The following is a 19,552-nucleotide window of genomic DNA, read 5'->3' as shown; positions in this document are numbered from 1 at the left end:
CGCGGCCCCTGTCCCCCCACTCCCCAGCACGTGGGCTACACAACACCGATATGCGTTCCTTAAGGAATGGTACGTAAGTGACCCGTTAAACACCTACTGGCGCATACCGATGTTGTGGTAAATCACATTCGGGCGTTCCGTGAATTCAACCTAACGCTTTAGTCGTCAAAGGTCGCGGTATCAATCACGAAGCGGAACTTTACATCGCCTTGCACCACGCGCTCATAGGCGTCATCAACATCGTTGACGCCAATCTTTTCAATAGCGGCGCCGATACCGTGCTCGGCACAGAAGTCCAGCATCTCCTGGGTCTCTGCAATGCCGCCGATGTTATTGCCCGTAAGCACCTTGCCGCCGCCGACGAGGCTGCTCATATGGATCCCCAGCTCCTCCGGCGGAAGTCCGACAACGGACATGATGCCGCGCGGCTTCAGTAGCTGCAGATAGTCATCGAGGGAGTACTGGGCAGAAATGGTGGACAGGATGACATCGAATTCGCCGCGGTGGTTGGCAAAGAAGTCTTCCTCTTCACCGGTGGCCAGAATATGCTTCGCACCCAGCTCATAGGCTTCCTTTTCTTTGCGCAGGGAGCGGGAAATCACGGTTACTTCCGCGCCCTTTGCCGCAGCGATCTGCACACCCATGTGACCCAAGCCGCCTAGGCCCACTACGGCAACCTTGTCGCCTTCCTTGACCTGCCAGCGAGCCAGCGGCGAATAGGTGGTGATTCCGGCGCACAGCAGCGGGGCTGCGACATCAAAGTCGATACCCTCCGGAATGGTGCACACAAAGTTTTCGTTGACGACTACCTTCTGGGCGTAGCCGCCTTGGGTAATGGTGCCGTCTACGTCTTCGGAGTTATAGGTGCCCACATTGCCATTCATGCAGTTCTGCTCCTGGCCGTTGCGACACTGTTCGCACTCACCACAGGAGTTGACCAGGCAGCCAACGCCAACGCGGTCGCCGACTTTAAATTTCGTGACCTTATCGCCCACGGCTTCCACGACGCCGGCAATCTCGTGGCCCACCGTCAGCGGGAAGTGGGCTTGACCCCATTCGTTGCGGATGGTGTGAATATCGGAGTGGCAGATGCCCGCAGCCTTGATATCAATGACCACGTCGTCTTCGCGCGGATCGCGGCGCTCAATTTCTACGACCTTGAATGGAGCTTCAGGGCTTTCCTTTTGCAATACTTTGCTCTTAATTGTCATGCCCACGACCCTACGCTTAACCCCACTGACCTCGCCTAACGAAAATAATCACCAACTCTAGCGGGCAAGGAAAACGTAAAAAGCCAGCCACGCCCCTCTCGTTGAGGAGAAAACGCGGCTGGCTATGTGGGGGTCTTAGTTCAGCTTCTCTGCGATGAGCTTATTGACCTGGCCCGGATCGGCCTTGCCCTGGGTGGCCTTCATGACCGCACCCACGATGGCACCGGTGACCTTCTTATTGCCGGCACGGTACTTTTCCACGATGTCCGGGTTGGCGGCCAGCGCGTCATCTACGGCCTTCTCGATGGCGCCGTCATCGCGCACAACCTCCAAGCCGCGCTTTTCGACGACCTCGTCGACGTCACCCTCGCCCGCCAACACACCATCGACGGCCTTGCGTGCGAGCTTGGTGGTCAACTTGCCCTCGTTGACGAGCGCGATAACGCGCGCCACGTGCTGCGGGGTAATGGACAGACCAGCAAGATCGGTCTCCTGCTCGTTGGCCTTGCCGGCTAGGTAGGAAACCCACCAGGAGCGTGCCTCGTCCGGCTTCGCACCGGCTTCAACAGTATCCACGATGAGGTCTAGGGCACCGGCATTGACCAAGTCGCGCATCTCCTCATCCTTGATGCCCCACTCTTCCTGGATGCGCGCACGGCGAACCCATGGCAGCTCCGGAAGGGTCTGGCGCAGCTCTTCTACCCACTCGCGCGGTGCGATGACCGGCGGCAGGTCCGGATCGTTGAAGTAACGGTAGTCCTCCGCGGTTTCCTTCGGACGACCCTTGGCGGTGGTGCCGTCGGTCTCCTGGTAGTGGCGGGTCTCCTGATCAATGGTGCCGCCATCTTCGAGCACCTGCGCCTGGCGCTGCATTTCGAAGCGAACCGCCTGCTCCACGGAACGCAGGGAGTTAATGTTCTTGGTCTCGGTACGGGTACCGAACTCTTCCTGGCCCACCGGGCGCAGGGACAAGTTGGAGTCCACACGCATGGAGCCTTGATCCATGCGGGCGTCGGAAACGCCCAAGGCTGCAACGAGCTCGCGCAGGGCGGAAACGTAGGCCTTAGCCACCTCCGGCGCGCGCTCACCGGCGCCAATGATCGGCTTGGTAACGATCTCAATGAGAGGAATGCCCGCACGGTTGCAATCCACCAGGGATGCCGTGGCGCCGTGAATACGGCCATCCGCACCACCGAGGTGGGTCAACTTGCCGGTGTCTTCCTCCATGTGGGCACGCTCGATTTCCACGCGCCACTCGGTGCCGTCTTCCAGCACAACGTCCAGGTAGCCGTCGTAGGCAATCGGCTCATCGTACTGGGAAATCTGGTAGTTCTTCGGCTGGTCCGGGTAAAAGTAATTCTTGCGGGCAAAGCGGGAGGACTCCGCAATGGAGCAATTAAGCGCCAGGCCAATCTTGATGGCGCCCTCCACGCCCTTGGAGTTAACTACCGGCAGCGCACCGGGCAGACCCAGGGAGACCGGGTCAACGTTGGAATTAGGCGCTGCGTTGAAGTTCGTAGGAGAGGTAGAAAACATCTTGGTTTCCGTATCCAGCTCTACGTGGACTTCCATGCCCATTACCGGTTCGAACTTTTCTAGGACCTCATCGAAGTCCATCAGGTCATACATCGCAGCAGTCATGCGTGCCATCTTAATACGTCCATGCGCCCGCGCGCTCACGCCCCTAAGCTGAATATTATGACTACACCACATAGCGTTGATGCCGCGCTTATCGATGCCCCATTGATCAACATCGCAGTCTTCCGTACTGCCCCTACCCCTGAGGAGGTAAGCGAGCGCCTGACCACCACTTTTGGCGATCGCCTGGGAGATATCATGCCGGGCAAGAATCCGGGAAGCATCATGGCCGAGCTTGATGATTCCTTCTTATTGCACTACCAAGCCGTCGATACCCCACCCACCCGCGATAGCTATGGCCTCCACCCCATTTTGAGCGCGGATTCCCGCGGCCTCGATTCCGCCACCGCACAAATCCTCGTATCCGTCCTTCCCCGTGAAACCGAAGATGATCGCGCGAAGCAATTCCGCGAGGCCCGCCGCGATCATCTTGAGCTACTCTCCAAGGCCACCGCGGTGGTAGCCGAGCACCCCGACTGCCTGATAGTCCACAACCCCCGCGGAAACGTATCCATTGCGCCGAATACTTTCCTCGAGGCCGTTCGGGATAACCTTGCTCCAATGCACATCGCTCCGGTGTGGCTTACCCAAAAAGAAAACAAGATCTTGGGTTATACCGTTGGGCTGGTCCAAGCCGGACACCCCGAAATCCAGGCGGCCACCAAATCCATGGATCCCACCGATCTCTATTACAAGCTGGCCAATATCGCAGACCACGTGCTCCAAGGCGCCACCGTCAAAGACGGCGACACCCTCTCTTTCGAGCAAGGCCAGCCACCTCTCACCGTACAGAAAGAGCCCTGGTTTGTAGACGAGTCCTATCCTGCGGTCACGATTATTTTCTAGCGGAATCCCCCTACTTTCGGGAATCCGAATAGCGGCAGATGGCTGCCAGCACCGCACCAGAAAGGTTGTGCCACACCGAAAAGACGGCTCCTGGCAGGGCGGCCAATGGGTTCATATAGGTCGATGCCAGGGAGGTGGCCAAGCCAGAATTTTGCATGCCCACCTCGACGGCCATGGTGCGCCGCGCGGTAACCGGCTGCTTGGTCAGCATTCCGGCCAGGTAGCCCAAGCCGTAGCCGCAGGCGTTATGGATTACCACTGCGGCAAAGACGAGTACGCCTGCGGTAGCGATGGTGTCGTGCGCTCCGCCGACCACGATGCACACAATGGCCGAAATGGCCGCAACCGAGATCCACGGCAATGCCGCGTTAATCTTTGTCACCACTCGGGGAACCAGCATGCCGATGAGAATGCCGGCGATAACCGGAATGAGCACGACCTTCACAATGGACCACGCCATGGCGGAGGCGGAGACCGGCATATACTCCCCTGCCAGCCACAGTGTCAGCAACGGCGTGAGGACCGGCGCCAACAAGGTGGAAATGGACGTCATGGTCACCGACAAAGCCACATCACCGCGCGCAAGATAAGACACCACGTTGGAACTCGTGCCGCCGGGCGCGCAGCCCACCAAGATAACGCCGGCAGCTACAGCATCGGGAAGATCCATCACCGCGACTACCAGGAGCGCCACTAGCGGCATGATGACAAACTGCGCTACTACTCCGATGAGAACAGGCAGCGGACGGCGTGCTACCAGGGCAAAATCCACCGGCTTGAGGGTTAGGCCCATACCGAACATGACAATACCCAGCAGCGGGGTGACCTGCGGGGCGAAGGAAGCTGCGGTCTCTGGCGCGAGGTATCCCACCACGCCGCCGATAATCACCAGCACGGGAAAGCCGAGCGCTGCAATGAGCGCTTGGCGGTCTTGCGCTGAGGAAGGCGCAGCGGGCGCCTCCACCCGATTATCTGTCATGCTATCGATACTCATAGCCAAAAGAATACGCTCCCACCCAGTGGGAGCGCTATCTTAATATTCGGAACGCGGAATGCCTCTAGCCAAAGAGCGCCTGGGCGTTGCGATAACGCGATTCCGGCACCGTCTTGAGCGTACCCACTGCTTCTTCCAGCGGGACGAGGTCAATATCCTCACCATGGAGGGCAACACACATGCCGGACTTGCCCTCGTGGATGGCGCGCGCTGCGTGCACGCCGTAGCGAGTAGCAAGCACGCGGTCATAGGCAGTCGGCGTGCCGCCGCGCTGAATATGCCCCAGCACGGTCGTACGCACGTCATACCCGGTGCGTGCCTTGATTTCATCGCCGATTACCTGGCCGATGCCGTTGAAAGTCTGGTGCCCAAACTGATCGACGCCGCCGGCCTCGAAGTCCATAGTCCCCTCCTTCGGGAGGGCGCCTTCTGCCACGCAGATAATGCCGTACTTCTCGCCCATCTGGAAACGGCGTTCCATCGCTTTCGTAATCTCCGCAATATCGAAGGGCTCTTCCGGTACCACGGTGTAGTGCGCACCGCCAGCCATGCCCGCATGCAGGGCAATCCATCCCACGTGGCGGCCCATAACTTCCACAATCAGGATGCGGTTATGGGACTCCGCGGTGGTGTGCAGACGGTCGATAGCATCGGTGGCCACAGAAACGGCGGTATCGAAACCAAAGGTGTAGTCGGTGGCGTTAACGTCATTATCAATGGTCTTCGGCACGCCCACTACCGGCACGCCGTTATCAGAAAGCCACTTTGCGCCCTTGAGGGTACCTTCACCACCGATGGCGACAAGGGCATCCACCCCGGCATCCGCCATGTTGGACTTAATCTGGTCAAGGCCGGCCTTGAACTTATCCGGATGCAGGCGGCCGGTACCCAGGATGGTGCCGCCGCGCAACAGAATACGGTCGATTTCCGCATCGTCATAAAGATCGCGGCGGCGGTCTTCCATCAGACCGACCCAGCCGTCTTCATAACCTACAACGGTATCTCCAAATTCATTGGACGCGGTACGCACTACCGCACGGATTACAGCATTGAGGCCGGGGCAATCGCCGCCGGACGTTAAAACACCTAGACGCATATCTACCAATCTAGCGCGCGATTTTTAGGCCTGCAGAGTGTCCCTAAAACCTAGGGCAGAAACCAGGCCCACCAGCAGCGCAGCCACGATGACGAGCAGCGAATTAATAATTGCCGCCTCTGGGCTACCCGTTTGCATAACTGCGGATACCAGGGCAACTCCCACCACGGAACCCACCTGGCGGGAGGTGTTATACACACCGGAGGCAGCGCCCATGAGCTCCGGCGAGATATCACGCAAGGTGGTAGCTGCGTTGGAACCCCAAATCAAGGACTGTCCCACGCCGAGCCCGGCAATGGGTAGACCGAGGACCCACGGAAGGGCGTCGACCTGCATGACCCACCATGCCGCAAGGAGCGAAAGTATCAGGATGGAAAATCCCAGCACCCCCAGGATCCGCGGGTTAACATAATCCGCCATGATGCCAGCGAGCGGAGATATCAGGAGAGACACCAGCGCCATAGGAGCCACGATGATGCCGGCTTCGCCCGCAGGCACTCCCTGCATGGTCTGCAGCCACAACATGATGGGCAGCATCACCGCGGCAGCCATAAAGCCCATAGCGATGATTCCTACCGAGCCCGCCAGGTAATTGCGGTCACTAAATAGCGCCAGCGGCACCAGCGGACTCGACCCGCGGGCCTGGGCAGTTGCCTGCAATCGAATAAACCAGACGCTAGCGACAACTCCGGCGAGCAGGATCAGCCAAATGGTCCATCCCCAGCCAAGCACCGGGCCCTGCTGAATACCAAAGACGATTGCCGCCAAGGCGATGAGCGACACAATGGCCGAGGGCGCATCGATAGACCGCGCGGTCGTGGGTAGCTCAGGCACCCACAGCAGCGCGAAGACAATAGCTAGCACCACGAAGGGAACGTGTACCCAAAAGGCGGCCTGCCACCCAAAGTGCCCGACCAGAAAGCCACCAGCGAGTGGACCGGCAAGTGCAGCTACCGAGCCGATGACGCCCCACACACCCAGTGCGCGCCCACGGCGCTCACGCGCAAAGATGCGATTGATAACGGACATGGTCTGTGGCATCTGGAGGGACGCACCCACGCCCTGCACGGCACGCGCCGCAATGAGCACTTCCACAGTCGGCGCTACGGCACACGCCACCGCACCCAGCCCGAAAATGCCCACGCCTAAACAGAACATCCGGCGCTGGCCCAAAACATCGCCCAAGCGGCCGGCAAAGAGCAGCGGCACCACCACAGCCAACAAATATGCCGCGGATACCCACATGGTGTGGTTTACCCCTGCATTTAGCTCACGTTGCAGGTCAGGCAGCGCCACCGCCACCATGGATTGGTCCAGCAGGGATACAAAGAAGCCGAGGGACAGTGCAAACATGGCGCGCCATGCTTGGCGCTCGGGCGGCAGATGCGTCTCCACAGTCATGGCCTTAGAGTCTAGCGGTCCGAGAAATGTCGACCTAGACTGGCCACATGTCCATGATCGATATTAAAAAGCCCCAAGACGTTTCTACCGCCACCACTGTCACCCTCGGCCTCATCGGTGGCTGGGTCACCGCCCGCGAGACCGGCATTCGCCCGCTGGGCGGCGTAATCCTCGCCGCCGCCGGTGTCTGGGCGGGTCGCTCTTGGGCCAAGAAAACCACCCCGGCTACCACCGCCGGCCTGTGCGCACTCTACGTGGGCGCATTCGGTGCCTCCCACCCGCTGGCTAAGAAGATCGGTGCGTGGCCGGCGGTACTCAGCGTCACCGCAGCCTCAGCGGGCGCGGCTTATGCGCTTTCCGACGCCAAATAGTCCCCACCCACACAAATGCGCACCACGTCCCAAGACATGGTGCGCATTCTTTTATCCTGCGTGCCGCTAGTTTCTACTTGGCCACCGTGAACTCAACCGCAGCATTCTCGCTACCCAAGGCAACGGTGCCGCCGGGAAGGTTATAGAAGGAGGGGTTGGAGTCAAGGAGGCCCCGGAGGGCGTCGGAAAGCTGCTGCGTATGCTCATCGCAGGCCGCGCGGGTGGAGTTGAACTCGCCCACGCTGATGGTGCCATCCTTGGCCACCTCGTAGGTAGTGGTGTAGGTATTGCAGCCATCATTGACCGCCAAGGTGCGGTCCTTAGCAAAGGAGACGCTCAGCTTGCCGTCTTCCTTGACGGAGTGGAGCTCGCCGGTGATGGTCTGTCCTTCAATGTGAGGCTCCAGCTTCTCTGCGCCCTCCGGGAGCGGAGAAATCAGATCAGACTGAGTCGGCGCAGTCATGCTAAACCCCGGATCGATGTCGGGGACCTGCGCAGCGTTAGCAACTCCAGCGCCCATCAGCGCAGCGGCGGACAGCGAAAATAGTGCGGTCTTTTTGAAATGCATACCCAATAATTTACCCCCGCCGAATTTAAATTCAACGGGGGTAAAGAAACCTTTATGGAATCGTCAGGGACTCCACAGGCGGCGATTTACTTATCGCGGCCAGCCTCATAGGCAGCGCCCACCTTGTACAGGCGATCATCCGCAAAGGCCGGAGCCATGATCTGCAGGCCGGTGGGCAGGTTGGTATCGCTCGCCATACCGGACGGCACAGACATGCCGCACAGGCCGGCCAGGTTCAGCGGCAGGGTGCACAGGTCAAAGTTGTACATTGCCATCGGATCCTCGGCCTTCTCCCCCAGCTTGAATGCGGTAGTCGGGGTGGTCGGGGAAACGAGCACGTCAACCTGCTCGAAGGCACGGGCAAAGTCCTGCGCAATGAGGGTACGCACGCGCTGCGCCTGCAGGTAGTAGGCATCGTAGTAGCCCACGGACAGTGCATAGGTGCCCAGCATGATGCGACGCTTTACCTCGGGGCCAAAGCCCTCCGCACGAGACTGGGACATGACCTGCTCCGCGGAGTGAGAGCCGTCATCGCCCGCACGCAGGCCGTAGCGCATGCCATCGAAACGTGCCAGGTTAGACGAGACCTCACACGGCATGATCAGGTAGTACGCCGCCAGAGCATCGTCGAAGTGCGGACAATCAACCTCAACGATTTCGGCACCCTGCTCGCGCAGCTGATCGACGGCGGCGTGGTAATTCTCCATCACGCCTTCCTGCCAGCCATCGCGCTCAAACTGCTTAATGAGGCCCACCTTGACGCCAGAGAGGTCCCCCTTGGCACCTTCGCGGGCGGCGGCGACGACCGGTGCTACCGGCTTATCCACGGAGGTCGCATCGAAGGCATCGTGGCCGGCGATGACCTCGTGCAAGAGCGCGGTATCCAGGACCGTGCGGCCACAGGGGCCGGCCTGATCCAGGGAAGATGCCGCAGCAATAAGGCCATAGCGGGACACGGTGCCGTAGGTTGGCTTAACACCAACGGTATTGGTCAGCGCGGCCGGCTGGCGGATGGAGCCGCCGGTATCGGTACCAATGCCAAGCGGTGCCTGGCCGGAGGCGAGTGCAGCGGCGGTACCGCCACCCGAGCCGCCCGGGGTGCGCTCGGTGTCATAAGGGTTATGCGCTGGACCAAAGGCAGAGTTCTCATTGGAAGAACCCATGGCAAACTCATCCAGGTTGGTCTTGCCCAGGATGGGAATGCCGGCCTCGCGCAGACGCTTGGTCACGGTGGCGTCATACGGAGAAACGTAGCCTTCCAGCATCTTGGACGCCGCGGTGGTCGGCGCATCGGTGGTAACGAGCAAATCCTTCAGCGCCAGCGGCACGCCAGCCAGCCCGGAAGCAGGCTCTTCGCCGGCATCGAGGGCCTTATCCACGGCGTCGGCAGCCGCGAGGGCTTCTTCCGCACCCACGTGCAGGAAGGAGTTAAGCTCCTCATTGGTCTCTGCGATGCGATCCAGGAAGGCCTGGGTGACCTCGCGGGAGGTAATTTCGCGGGAGTGAATCTTTTCCGCCAGCTCGGCGGCGGTCAGGGAGGTCAAGCCCTCCGCAGGAACGGTCAGGTTAGACATTTATTCTCCTCCCAAAATCTGTGGCACGACGAAGCGCTCATCCTCTACGGCCGGCGCCTGATCCAAAGCCTGTTCTGCAGTAAGGGTGCGCACAATAACGTCCTCGCGCATCGGGGCGTCCACGGAGTGCGGGTGGCTCATCGGCTCCACACCCTCGGTATCCACGTTTCCTACCGCGGAAACGGAATCAACAATTTCATCAATCTGCGTTGCAAACTGGGCTAGCTCTTCCTCACTGAGGGCCAGGCGGGAAAGCTTGGCGAGGTGGGCTACCTCATCACGCGAAATCTCAGACACGCGAACTCCATCCTTTATCTGCATAATCGACATGCGGGTGAAAAATATTCACACAATGCATGTACTATGTGAATTGCTAACGACCCATGGTACTGCACCTACCGCGACGGCTGCCGCGTCACCCCAAATTTGCGTTGCTTGAAGCCCGCATTGTGACGCACGTATCATGTTTGGGACTACAAACTACCGAAAGCGTGCGAGACAATGTCCTTTTTGATCCGTGTACTGCTCCCCGATGCCCCTGGCAGCCTGGGCCAGCTTGCCGACGCCTTTGGACTCGTCGACGGCAATATCCAATCGGTCGACATCGTAGAAAACTTCCCCGATGGCACCGTTATGGACGACATCGTCATTGAGCTGCCCCAAGGCGCCATGGCCGATGTCCTTATCACCGCCGCCTCCTCCGTCGACGGCGTGGAAATTGACTCCATCCGCCCGTTTAGCGGCCGAGTAGACCGCCGCGGCCAGATCGAGCTGCTCGCGCGTGTAGCTAACGCCACCAATGTCACTGCGGCCATGGAAGAGGTCGTCGCGGCTATCCCGAAGGCACTCACATCCACCTGGTGCATCGTCATTGACAATAACGAGCCCATCCGCCGCTTGGCCTCTTCCAACGCAGCGCCAGAAGATGACGGCACCGTTCCTCACGACATTGAGGTGGAAAGCGCCCGCGTCCTCAGCCCCGAACGCGACGAGTGGGTGCCGGAAAGCTGGTCCCTGCTTGACTCCGCACTCGCCGCCGCCCCACTCGGCGATACCGGATTAGTCATCGCCATGGGTCGAACCGGCGGTCCTGACTACCTCGCCTCCGAGGTCGAGCACCTGGGCCACATCGGCACTATCTTGGGCAGCTTCCTAAAGTAACTGGAGCGAATTAGACTTCGCCGGTCTCTAGTAGTTGCTGGAATTGCGCCTCGTTGAGAATCGGGATGTCCAGCTCGCGAGCTTTATCCTCCTTCGATCCAGCCTTTTCGCCGGCAACTAGGTACGAGGTTTTCTTCGACACCGAACCGGTGGCCTTGCCGCCGCGAGAGACAATAGCTTCTTTCGCGGAATCCCTGGTGAAGTTCTCCAAGCTGCCGGTAACCACAATGGTCAAGCCCTCGAGGGTCTGCTCCTTGTGATCCTCGGCCGCTACCTCCATGGCCACGCCCGCAGCAGCCCATTTGTCCACAATCGTGCGGTGCCAATCCACCTCGAACCAGTCGTGGAAGGATTGCGCGATGGTCATGCCGACGCCATCGACCTCCGCAAGCTCGTCTGTCTTTGCGGCGCGCAGCTTGTCCATGGATCCATAGCGGGAGGCAAGCGCCCGAGCCGCAATCGGGCCCACGTGACGTATGGATAGCGATACCAAGACGCGCCAAAAGTCTCGACTCTTGACCTCCTCCAGGTTGTTCAGCAAGTTCTGCCCGGCCGTATTGACCTTGGCGTTGCCCTCCTTCTTGGAGCGCTTGTCTTTGGTGTCCTTCTTTGCGGTATAGACATCTGAGGCCAAGAGCTTTTCCGCCGTGAGCTCAAAAAGCTCCGACTCATCGACGAGGATGCCGTTGTCGATCAGGTCCATCGCACCCTTCTCCCCCAAAGCCTCAATATCCAGAGCCTTGCGGGAGGCCAGATACTCCAATCGTGCCGAGAGCTGCGCCGGGCAAGACTGCGTATTGGGGCAACGCCAATCCGCGTCACCGTCCTTCTGCGGAGCCAGCTTCGTGCCGCACGCAGGGCAGTTCTCCGGGAAGGTCCACTCATACTCGCTACCATCGCGCTGCTCGCGCACCGGCCCAAGGACCTCCGGAATAATTTCGCCCGCCTTGCGGATAATGACGGTATCCCCAATGAGCACGCCCTTGCGCTTGACCTCGGATTGGTTGTGCAGGGTAGCCATCTCCACCGTAGATCCGGAAACGAAGACTGGCTCCATCACTGCGTACGGGGTTACTCGCCCGGTACGGCCGACCCCCACCTCAATATTCTTAAGCTTCGTGGTCACCTCTTCCGGCGGATACTTGTAGGCAATGGCCCAGCGCGGTGCGCGGGAAGTCGCACCCAGCGCTCGCTGCGACGCCAAATCATCCACCTTGACCACGAGACCATCCATTTCAAAGATGGCGTCGTGGCGGTGTTCTGCCCAATGCGCCACCTCGTCCTGAACCTCTTTGGCTGAGTGCACCTGCTTGGTATACGGGGAAACGGGCAGCCCCCAGGCCGCAATCGCCTTATAGGCATCGTGCTGTGAGGTGGGCGAGAATCCCTCGCGCGCGCCCAAGCCGTGGCACACCATCTTCAGGCGGCGCTTTTTCACCTCGGCGGGGTCCTTCATGCGAAGTCCACCGGCCGCGGCGTTGCGCGGGTTGGCAAATTTATCCTTGCCATCAGCCGCGCGTTCCTCATTGATCTCCTCGAAATCCTCGGGTCGCATATATACCTCGCCACGGATCTCGATAAGCTCCGGGACAGGGTATTCAGCAGTTCCCGTCAACCCATGCGGAATATCCTCGATTACGCGGGCATTGGCAGTGATCTCCTCGCCCACCGTGCCGTCGCCACGAGTAGCAGCGGTGGTCAAGCGCCCATTGCGATAAACCAAGTCGATAGACAAGCCATCAATCTTCAGCTCGGTGAGATAGGTCTTAGCCGGTGTTCTATCCAGCCAATCCTGCATCTCGCCAGCGCTAAAAACATTGTCCAAGCTCATCATGCGCTCAAGGTGCTCAATATCCTCGCCGGCGCTCGGGGCAGCACCCACCTGCTGGGTGGGCGAATCAGGCACGGCAAGCTCTGGGTGCTCTTCTTCTAGCGCAAGAAGGCGCTGGAAAAGTGCGTCAAAGTCGGCGTCGGGAATAGCCGGCTCACCGTTGTAGTACAGGTTGCGGTGGCGGCGCACTTCCTGCGCGAGGTCATTCCATTCACGGTGCAGATCAACTGGATTAGTCACGCTGCCCAAGTGTAGCTATCCCTCGTGTCGGGGCTAGCTACTAAGGTATGGATCATGAATTTCGACGCCTCCCGCATGCTCGCCTTCGACCTTGAGACCACCTCGGCTAACCCTAAAGAAGCTCGCATTGTTACCTCTGCCCTAGTCCGCATTGACGGTCGTGATGTGCAAAAAGTAGAGCATCTTGCCGATCCCGGAATCGAAATTCCGCAGGAAGCGACCAATGTCCACGGAATCACTACGGAAAAGGCTCGCGCCGAGGGCCGCCCGCACGAGGAGGTGCTAAAAGATACGGTCGAGGCCATCAAGGCTGCATGGGAGGATGGCCTGACGCTGATCGTTTACAACGCAGCATTTGATCTCACCGTCTTGCGCAGCCTGACCGGAGATTTTACGGTGACCGGCCCGGTCTATGACCCCTACGTGATTGACCGTGTCAGCGATAAGTGGCGTAAAGGAAAACGTACCCTCGGCGCTGTGTGCGAGCACTACGGCGTTGAGCTTGGCAATGCTCACGAAGCTACTGCCGACGCCCTCGCAGCCGCCCGCGTGGCTTGGAAGCAGGTTCGCCAGCACTACCCCAACCTGGCACAGATGGAGGAAAACGAACTCATGGAGTTCCAGGCCGTCAAGTGGTACGAGGACCGTGTCGCCTTTAAGAAGTACTTGGAAGGCAAGGGCCGCGATGCCTCGGATGTCTCGACTGCATGGCCGCTAATCGGATAAAGTCTCCCAAATCTCCACATTGAGCCGAAAGTCTCCCAAATCTCCGATAAAACGGGTTACACTAACCGCATGGACAATCCATTCCGCCCGACATTCGGCGCCCCTCCTCTGTTCTGGGTCGGTCGCGGCATCGTGCTCGATAGTTTCCGCACTGCCCTCGATGGCTCGGCAGGCAATGCCTCCCGTTCCATGGTGCTAAGCGGCGCTAGGGGCATCGGCAAAACGGTCCTCATCAACGAGCTGGAAGACATTGCTGAAGCGCGCGGTTGGGTAACGCTGCGTGCCTCTGGGCGCTCCACCATGGTGGAGGAACTGGTCAACACCACGATTCCGAGGCTTCTCGAGCGGCTCTCGCCCAGCGATAAGAAGAAGGTCAGCCGCATCGGCATCGGCGGCGTAGGATCGATTGGCTTCGACCACCAGAAGGAAGACCGCTTCACCCCCACGTTGAATACCCGCCTCCGCGAGCTATCCGCCGAGCTAAACGGCACCGGCATCCTCCTTACCATCGATGAGGTCCAAGACGCCGACGTCGAAGAGCTCACCACCATCGCCGTGGCCTACCAAGACTTGGTGCGCGATGAAATCGACATCGCCTTGGTGGCCGCTGGCCTGCCGCAGGGGGTCAACCACTTGCTGGACCTGCCCGGGGTCACCTTCCTGCGCCGGGCCCAGAAATTCGTGCTCGGCCCCTTATCGCCGGCCAATGCGGAGCAGGCGCTCGAACATACAGCCTCGGGCTCAGGGCTGGAGTTTAGCCAGGGCGCGATTACGGACGCCGCCGCGCTCACCCGCGGCTATCCCTACCTCGTGCAATTGGTCGGCTCACTGGCGTGGGAGCGCAGTCGCCGGAACCAAGAAAGCGGCATTTCCCAGCACACAATTGCCTCTATTGCCCCAGATGCAATATCAATCATGGGCGCGCAGGTGCACCAGCCTGCGACGCTGGCCCTGCCGCCGGCGCAGCGGGAGTTCCTGGAAGCGATGGCCGCAGTCGAAGTCGATGGCATCGCCACCATCGCAGACATCGCGGGCCACATGGACCGCACGGTGCGCTCCTTGTCAGCCACCCGCCAGCGGCTTATCGACGCCGACCTCATCGAACCCACCGCACATGGCAAGCTACGCTACGTCATTCCCTATATGGGCGAGTACTTCACCACCACGGATAGCCGCGGGCGCGTCGATTAAAGATCGCCGGCGTCACGGATGAGGATGCCCGCCACCTCAGCGGCTAAAGAATAGCTGTGCGCGGACTTTTCCACTGGCCACGGGAAGATATCAACCTGCCCTGGAATTAGCTCCCGCGATAGCCCCATGCGGTCGAAGTGCTGCGCGATAGCAATAGCCTCCGTGCGAGCATCGTGCCCTGCCACGCCGAGACCAACGCGAGAGCCACCATCAATCCACTGCCCCAAGCCATCGAGATGCTCAGGCGAGGCTAGACCAGCGAAATCGAGCAGCACCGTCTTCGCTCCCACTTCCCATAGTGGCTCGCGAAGCCTTAAGTAATCCGCGCCAAACTCCGCCAGTGTCGCATTGACCTGGTCCGCGGGAACAGCTCTAATCGTATCGAAGTCGGTGGTACCTGGAAGGGTGCCTGAAAGGACGTCGGCAAGCAGGGGCTCGTCCAGCTGCACTCGCACTTCTGCCCCAAAGCGCTGTGCTACCTGTGCCGTGTGTTCCTGAATTCCGGCCAATAGAGCACCACACAGGTCCCGGAAAGCGCCCGAATCAGTAATCGCGCGGTGCCCGTTTCCTAGCTCCACAGCGGCCGCCAAACTCCACGGGCCTACCGCTTGGACCTTGACGCGCGGAACTGACTCGCCCCACACCTCCTGAATCTCGTCCAGGTCCCGGCTCATCTGGTCGCCAATCCGATGCGAGATGAGCTGCGGCCGATCGCTGAGCACCCATGAGCGCGGTCCACGGTCAATGGATACTGCTTCCAACAAGCCCGCCGTTCGCCCAATGACCCCGGCATGAATCCCGCGGTCCGGCAACTGCGGAAGGTGCGGGAGACCACCCGTCTCCCCCATCACGATTTCTGCCGCCTCACTCATGGAGTATCCCGGCATGGGGCCTAAGCCAAAAGCGTCCATTTTCACCTCGGCGCTAGTATTATTTCTCAGAATTATCTATTCGATACGCGACGTATCACTTGGAAAGGAACCTTACTATGGGCGTGGAAAAATACTCCGGCTGGACCTTCTACAACGAGTGCGAAATCCCTCAGGACATTTCCACCGTCTTGGCTGACCAGGAATATCCTGTCTGCGCTTTCAAGACCGTCCGTGATGCCGCCGTATTTACCAATAGGCGCCTCATCATCCGCGACGCGCAAGGCCTTACAGGCAAAAAGGTGGAGATGTACTCCCTGCCCTATTCCTCCATCACCATGTGGTCCACGGAAAACGCGGGAAAGCTTCTTGACTTCAATGCGGAGCTGCAGCTGTGGACCAGGGCCGGCGAATTCAAAATCAACATTGGCCCCAATATCGATGTCCGTGCCCTAGACCGACTCATTGCCAACTGCGTGCTTAATTAGTTCCGCAGATGGTGCCGGAGCCGATGACGATGTCTCCCAGCTCGTCCGGCGAAGGCAAGTACAGCACCGCCGCTTGGCCGCGGGCGACACCAGATAACGGCTCCTTAAGTTCGAGGCGCATCTCGTCCGCCTCGCGGTCAACATGGGCGGTACAGGGCACCACGGAGCCGTGTGCGCGCACCTGAACCTCACACTCGAAATCCCCATCCATGCCTGGGTGGAGATACTTCAGACGATCGGCCTGGATAGAGGTGACGGCCAGGTCCTCGCGGGCACCGACGGTAACCGTGCCGGTAGCAGCATCAATATCGGTGACGTAGCGAGGGCGGCCGTCGGCAGCCGGCGCCTTAATATCCAGGCCCTTGCGCTGACCGATGGTGTAATTCCACGCGCCATCGTGCTCCTTGAGCTCCGTACCCTCTTGATCCACGATCATGCCGGGGCGCAGCCCAATGCGGGCGCCCAAAAAGGCCTGCGTATTGCCGTCTGGAATGAAGCAGATGTCATAGGAATCCGGCTTCTTCGCGGTGGAAAAGCCATGCGCCGCAGCCTCTTCACGGATCTGCGGCTTGGGGGTATCGCCGATGGGGAAAAAGCAGTGCTCCAACTCCTCGGCCGAAATCACGCCGAGCACATAAGACTGATCCTTATTCTCATCCAAGGAGCGGCGCATATAGCCGTCCTCGTCGATCGTGGCGTAGTGGCCCGTCGCAACCGCATCGAAGCCAAGCGCCATGCCCTTTTGCAGCAGCGCTCGGAACTTAATCTTCTCGTTACAGCGCAAGCAGGGATTGGGCGTCTCACCGCGGGCGTAGGAATCCACGAAGTCCGTGATGACCTCTTCTTTGAATTCTTCCGAAAAGTCCCAGACATAAAAGGGAATGCCCAGCTTATCGCAGATGCGGCGGGCATCGGCCGAATCCTCCAATGAGCAGCATCCGCGGGCTTTTTCCCTGGTCTGCTGTGCGTCTTTGTGCAGGGCGAGGTGAACGCCAATCACCTCGTGGCCGGCTTCTACTGCGCGGGCGGCGGCAACCGATGAGTCCACGCCGCCGGACATGGCAACCAATACTCGCATTGTGCTCCCCATTTCACCTTGACTACAGGCCCGAAAGTCTACTCCCTAGCCCCAACGCGGTTTAAATCGAATCCATTCCCTAAGCTTGTGTGACATGGGCAGAAAGCGAGCTTCCACCGATCCGGGAATCACCGGCACCTACGAGATTTCTACCGGCTCGGCCGAGGTTGTACCGGATGAGTTTCGCGACGGTGCCTTTATCCTCAACGTTAATGGCGTGCCAAGCAGCCACATTGTGCTCGGTGAACCGGAGGAGCTCGAGTTCGAGTACATGCGCTGGATTGCGGCGGCGGTTGAGCACCTCAATACTCGGCCCGCGAATAAGCTCCGCGTCACCCACCTAGGCGGCGCGGGGTGTTCCCTTCCGCGCTACTTCGCTAGCAGGCTCCCGGGAAGCCGCCACACAGTGGTGGAGCTGGACGCCAAGCTGGGCGAATTGGTGCGTACGCTTTTCGACGTCCCCCGTTCCCCTACCGTCAAGATCCGCGCCGGCGAAGCACGCAAAGAAACCGAGGGGTTTCTTCCATCCAGCCGCGACATCATCATCCGCGATGTCTTTGCTGGCGACAAGACACCAGCCAACCTCACCACTGTGGAGTTCTTTAAGGCGGCAAAACAATCGCTTGCGGCGGGCGGCCTCTACGTAGCCAACTGCGGAGACCATTCCGATCTACAGCTGGCGAAGAGCGAACTGGCGGGACTAGATCAAGTATTTGATCACCTCGCCGTCATCGCAGACCCACCGATGCTCAAGGGTCGGCGCTACGGGAACATCATTTTGGTGGCTTCGGATAAAGAAATGCCAGCCGAGGGCTCCGTCGAAGCCGCCCAGCTGGCAAAGGCACTCCTGGGCGGGGCCGTTCCTGCCCATTACAAGGACGAGGAGTGGACCCGCACGTTTTTCGCTGGCGCTACTGCAGCACGCGATTAAGCAGCGTAGCTACCTGCGCCGCGTCGAAATCAGGCACGTCAGCGCCGGCATTCTTGGCGGCATTCTTAGCTTCCGATACCTCCGACTCGGAGACGTTGCCTGACTTAACGTTGTTCACGTGACCGGCATTGTCCAGCAGGATAGCTAGGTCGCTGACAGAGAAATTGCCCTTAGCCATATCGCCCAGGTCCTCCACTGGAAGGGCATCCTTGTCCTTAAGGGTCTTTACGAAGCCAGCCAGGCCCTCCGCCGCTTGGGGATCGAGGCCGGACTTTTCGGCGGCGTCGGCAAGCTGCGGAATCGCAATCAGCCCCGCCGCCAGGGCCAAAATAGCACCGATGAGCGGCGTACTATCCGAGCTCAAGTCAAGCCCATCGCTGACAACCAGCTGCTCTAGCGCGCCGCCGACGTCGACGTAATTGCCGTCACTGAAAGACTGCAGCTGCTGCTTCGAACCATTAAACAGGTTCATATCGACGTCGGTAGAAATGCCTGCTACCTTGCCAGAACCAGAACGCTGCCAGAAAGATAGCTCGTTCCATCCGCCCACCGCTTCAGGCGCCTGGTCCTGATAGGCTGCAAGCCACAGTGGCATATCCGAGAACTTCTGGGAGTTATTCATCTGCCCCATCCAGAAGTACTTGTAGGTGTAAATCATGGGCGTGCGGCCGGTAAGACGCTTGAGCTCACTAGTAAATTCTTCAATCCACTGCTCCAGCTGTGCCGCAGACTTTCCTTCCGCCACCTCGATATCAAGTGCAGGAGGCAATGTCTGATCTGGGGCAAGGGCGATCTGCGCGGCAAAATTGGCCGCCTGAGTCTTGGCGTCGCCAGCCGGACGTGCGTAGTGGTATGCACCGGTCTTGAGTCCAGCAGCATTAGCCGCCTGAATATCCTCTACATAGTGGGGGTTTACCCAATCACCGCCCTCGGTAGCCTTCACGAATGCAAAGGACTGACCGTCGGTACGCACCTTTGACCAATCGATAGGTGTACCGCCTGGATGCTGGTGCGCTGCAACGTCAATGCCCTTAGGTGCACCGAAGCTCACCGCCTGGGCGACGGCGGTACCACTTACGGCTAGTGCAGCCACGGTGACCACCGCAGTAATGCTCTTTCGGAGTGCCTTCTTTGATGTCATGCGCGTGAGTCTAGCAACGGAATCACTCTAGTCACATCTTTAACACGCGCCACTAGACATAATTTTCCTTACTTCCGTTTCTCCCTTCTGGGAATACAACCTTTTAGAACACATATTTGCCCATAACCCTTGCGAAGCGGCAGGACACGACTTAAAATGAACACCATGAAGCTACGCACACTTGTTCTACTATTCGG

The 19,552-nt window shown here is 59.5% G+C and carries 19 protein-coding genes; 7 read left to right on the top strand and 12 right to left on the bottom strand.

Annotation, left to right across the window (positions count from 1 at the left end):
• Window positions 1-158 precede the first annotated feature (158 nt).
• Together QP884_RS02190 and gatB are read right to left on the bottom strand one after the other, a co-directional pair.
• Window positions 159-1,211: an NAD(P)-dependent alcohol dehydrogenase gene (locus QP884_RS02190; RefSeq protein WP_284820474.1), complete on the bottom strand. Its 1,053-nt coding sequence runs from the start codon at window positions 1,209-1,211 to the stop codon at window positions 159-161.
• A gap of 135 nt (window positions 1,212-1,346) precedes the next feature.
• Entirely contained in the window at window positions 1,347-2,852 is a 1,506-nt protein-coding gene (gatB, locus tag QP884_RS02185; protein ID WP_250412317.1) for an Asp-tRNA(Asn)/Glu-tRNA(Gln) amidotransferase subunit GatB, read from the bottom strand.
• A gap of 57 nt (window positions 2,853-2,909) precedes the next feature.
• Here gatB and QP884_RS02180 point away from each other — a divergent pair, with 57 nt between their 5' ends.
• Entirely contained in the window at window positions 2,910-3,695 is a 786-nt protein-coding gene (locus tag QP884_RS02180) for a DUF4261 domain-containing protein (RefSeq protein ID WP_284820472.1), read from the top strand.
• Between the two features lie 10 nt (window positions 3,696-3,705).
• Here QP884_RS02180 and QP884_RS02175 read toward each other — a convergent pair whose 3' ends face one another.
• The 3 genes from QP884_RS02175 to QP884_RS02165 all read right to left on the bottom strand — a co-directional run bounded on the left by QP884_RS02175 (window position 3,706) and on the right by QP884_RS02165 (window position 7,186).
• Window positions 3,706-4,674 (bottom strand): bile acid:sodium symporter family protein, encoded by a 969-nt coding sequence (locus QP884_RS02175; protein ID WP_408922258.1) that lies wholly within the window; start codon window positions 4,672-4,674, stop codon window positions 3,706-3,708.
• 79 nt (window positions 4,675-4,753) lie between these two features.
• Complete coding sequence (locus QP884_RS02170) at window positions 4,754-5,785, bottom strand: ATP-dependent 6-phosphofructokinase (RefSeq protein WP_200435210.1); 1,032 nt, start codon at window positions 5,783-5,785, stop codon at window positions 4,754-4,756.
• A gap of 24 nt (window positions 5,786-5,809) precedes the next feature.
• Entirely contained in the window at window positions 5,810-7,186 is a 1,377-nt protein-coding gene (locus QP884_RS02165) for an MFS transporter (protein WP_284820469.1), read from the bottom strand.
• Between the two features lie 47 nt (window positions 7,187-7,233).
• Between QP884_RS02165 and QP884_RS02160 the strand changes: the two genes are divergently transcribed.
• Window positions 7,234-7,557: a hypothetical protein gene (locus QP884_RS02160; RefSeq protein WP_005323344.1), complete on the top strand. Its 324-nt coding sequence runs from the start codon at window positions 7,234-7,236 to the stop codon at window positions 7,555-7,557.
• A gap of 73 nt (window positions 7,558-7,630) precedes the next feature.
• Here QP884_RS02160 and QP884_RS02155 read toward each other — a convergent pair whose 3' ends face one another.
• From QP884_RS02155 to gatC, 3 genes are all read right to left on the bottom strand, one after another.
• Window positions 7,631-8,125 (bottom strand): META domain-containing protein, encoded by a 495-nt coding sequence (locus QP884_RS02155; protein WP_284820467.1) that lies wholly within the window; start codon window positions 8,123-8,125, stop codon window positions 7,631-7,633.
• 86 nt (window positions 8,126-8,211) lie between these two features.
• On the bottom strand, window positions 8,212-9,699 hold the full coding sequence (gatA, locus tag QP884_RS02150; RefSeq protein WP_239279937.1) for an Asp-tRNA(Asn)/Glu-tRNA(Gln) amidotransferase subunit GatA: 1,488 nt from the start codon (window positions 9,697-9,699) through the stop codon (window positions 8,212-8,214).
• Entirely contained in the window at window positions 9,700-10,020 is a 321-nt protein-coding gene (gatC, locus tag QP884_RS02145) for an Asp-tRNA(Asn)/Glu-tRNA(Gln) amidotransferase subunit GatC (RefSeq protein ID WP_218840749.1), read from the bottom strand. It abuts the gene before it with no gap.
• A gap of 180 nt (window positions 10,021-10,200) precedes the next feature.
• On the opposite strand from gatC, the gene QP884_RS02140 reads away from it, so the two are divergent.
• Window positions 10,201-10,860 carry an amino acid-binding ACT domain protein gene (locus QP884_RS02140; protein WP_284820464.1) on the top strand — a complete coding sequence of 220 codons (660 nt, stop codon included), beginning with the start codon at window positions 10,201-10,203 and terminating at the stop codon, window positions 10,858-10,860.
• Between the two features lie 10 nt (window positions 10,861-10,870).
• Here QP884_RS02140 and ligA read toward each other — a convergent pair whose 3' ends face one another.
• On the bottom strand, window positions 10,871-12,940 hold the full coding sequence (gene ligA / locus QP884_RS02135; RefSeq protein WP_434736444.1) for an NAD-dependent DNA ligase LigA: 2,070 nt from the start codon (window positions 12,938-12,940) through the stop codon (window positions 10,871-10,873).
• Window positions 12,941-12,985: 45 nt separating this feature from the next.
• Here ligA and QP884_RS02130 point away from each other — a divergent pair, with 45 nt between their 5' ends.
• Both QP884_RS02130 and QP884_RS02125 read left to right on the top strand, forming a co-directional pair.
• The gene (locus QP884_RS02130) at window positions 12,986-13,657 is read left to right on the top strand and encodes a 3'-5' exonuclease (protein ID WP_284820461.1); all 672 of its coding nucleotides are present in this window, start codon (window positions 12,986-12,988) and stop codon (window positions 13,655-13,657) included.
• A 69-nt stretch (window positions 13,658-13,726) separates the two neighbouring features.
• Window positions 13,727-14,848, top strand: a complete 1,122-nt coding sequence (locus QP884_RS02125; RefSeq protein WP_284820460.1) for an AAA family ATPase — start codon at window positions 13,727-13,729, stop codon at window positions 14,846-14,848.
• On the opposite strand, the gene QP884_RS02120 is transcribed toward QP884_RS02125, so the two are convergent.
• Window positions 14,845-15,759, bottom strand: coding sequence for a methionine synthase (locus tag QP884_RS02120; protein ID WP_284820459.1), 915 nt, complete (start codon window positions 15,757-15,759; stop codon window positions 14,845-14,847). The genes QP884_RS02125 and QP884_RS02120 overlap by 4 nt on opposite strands.
• Before the next feature lie 77 nt (window positions 15,760-15,836).
• On the opposite strand from QP884_RS02120, the gene QP884_RS02115 reads away from it, so the two are divergent.
• Window positions 15,837-16,205: a PH domain-containing protein gene (locus QP884_RS02115; protein ID WP_005327668.1), complete on the top strand. Its 369-nt coding sequence runs from the start codon at window positions 15,837-15,839 to the stop codon at window positions 16,203-16,205.
• On the opposite strand, the gene mnmA is transcribed toward QP884_RS02115, so the two are convergent.
• Window positions 16,198-17,283: a tRNA 2-thiouridine(34) synthase MnmA gene (gene mnmA / locus QP884_RS02110; RefSeq protein WP_150851060.1), complete on the bottom strand. Its 1,086-nt coding sequence runs from the start codon at window positions 17,281-17,283 to the stop codon at window positions 16,198-16,200. The two genes, QP884_RS02115 and mnmA, sit on opposite strands and share 8 nt — an antisense overlap.
• A 94-nt stretch (window positions 17,284-17,377) precedes the next feature.
• Here mnmA and QP884_RS02105 point away from each other — a divergent pair, with 94 nt between their 5' ends.
• A complete protein-coding gene (locus tag QP884_RS02105) occupies window positions 17,378-18,214 on the top strand; it encodes a spermidine synthase (protein WP_284820457.1) in 837 nt (278 codons plus the stop codon).
• On the opposite strand, the gene QP884_RS02100 is transcribed toward QP884_RS02105, so the two are convergent.
• Window positions 18,195-19,355 carry a glycoside hydrolase family 25 protein gene (locus tag QP884_RS02100; protein ID WP_284820454.1) on the bottom strand — a complete coding sequence of 387 codons (1,161 nt, stop codon included), beginning with the start codon at window positions 19,353-19,355 and terminating at the stop codon, window positions 18,195-18,197. The genes QP884_RS02105 and QP884_RS02100 overlap by 20 nt on opposite strands.
• Between the last annotated feature and the right edge of the window lie 197 nt (window positions 19,356-19,552).

The sequence above is a fragment of the Corynebacterium tuberculostearicum genome (assembly GCF_030229345.1).
Taxonomy (GTDB): domain Bacteria; phylum Actinomycetota; class Actinomycetes; order Mycobacteriales; family Mycobacteriaceae; genus Corynebacterium; species Corynebacterium tuberculostearicum_G.
The sequence above is the reverse complement of the archived record's forward strand: the minus strand, read 5'-3'. Positions and strand labels throughout refer to the sequence as shown.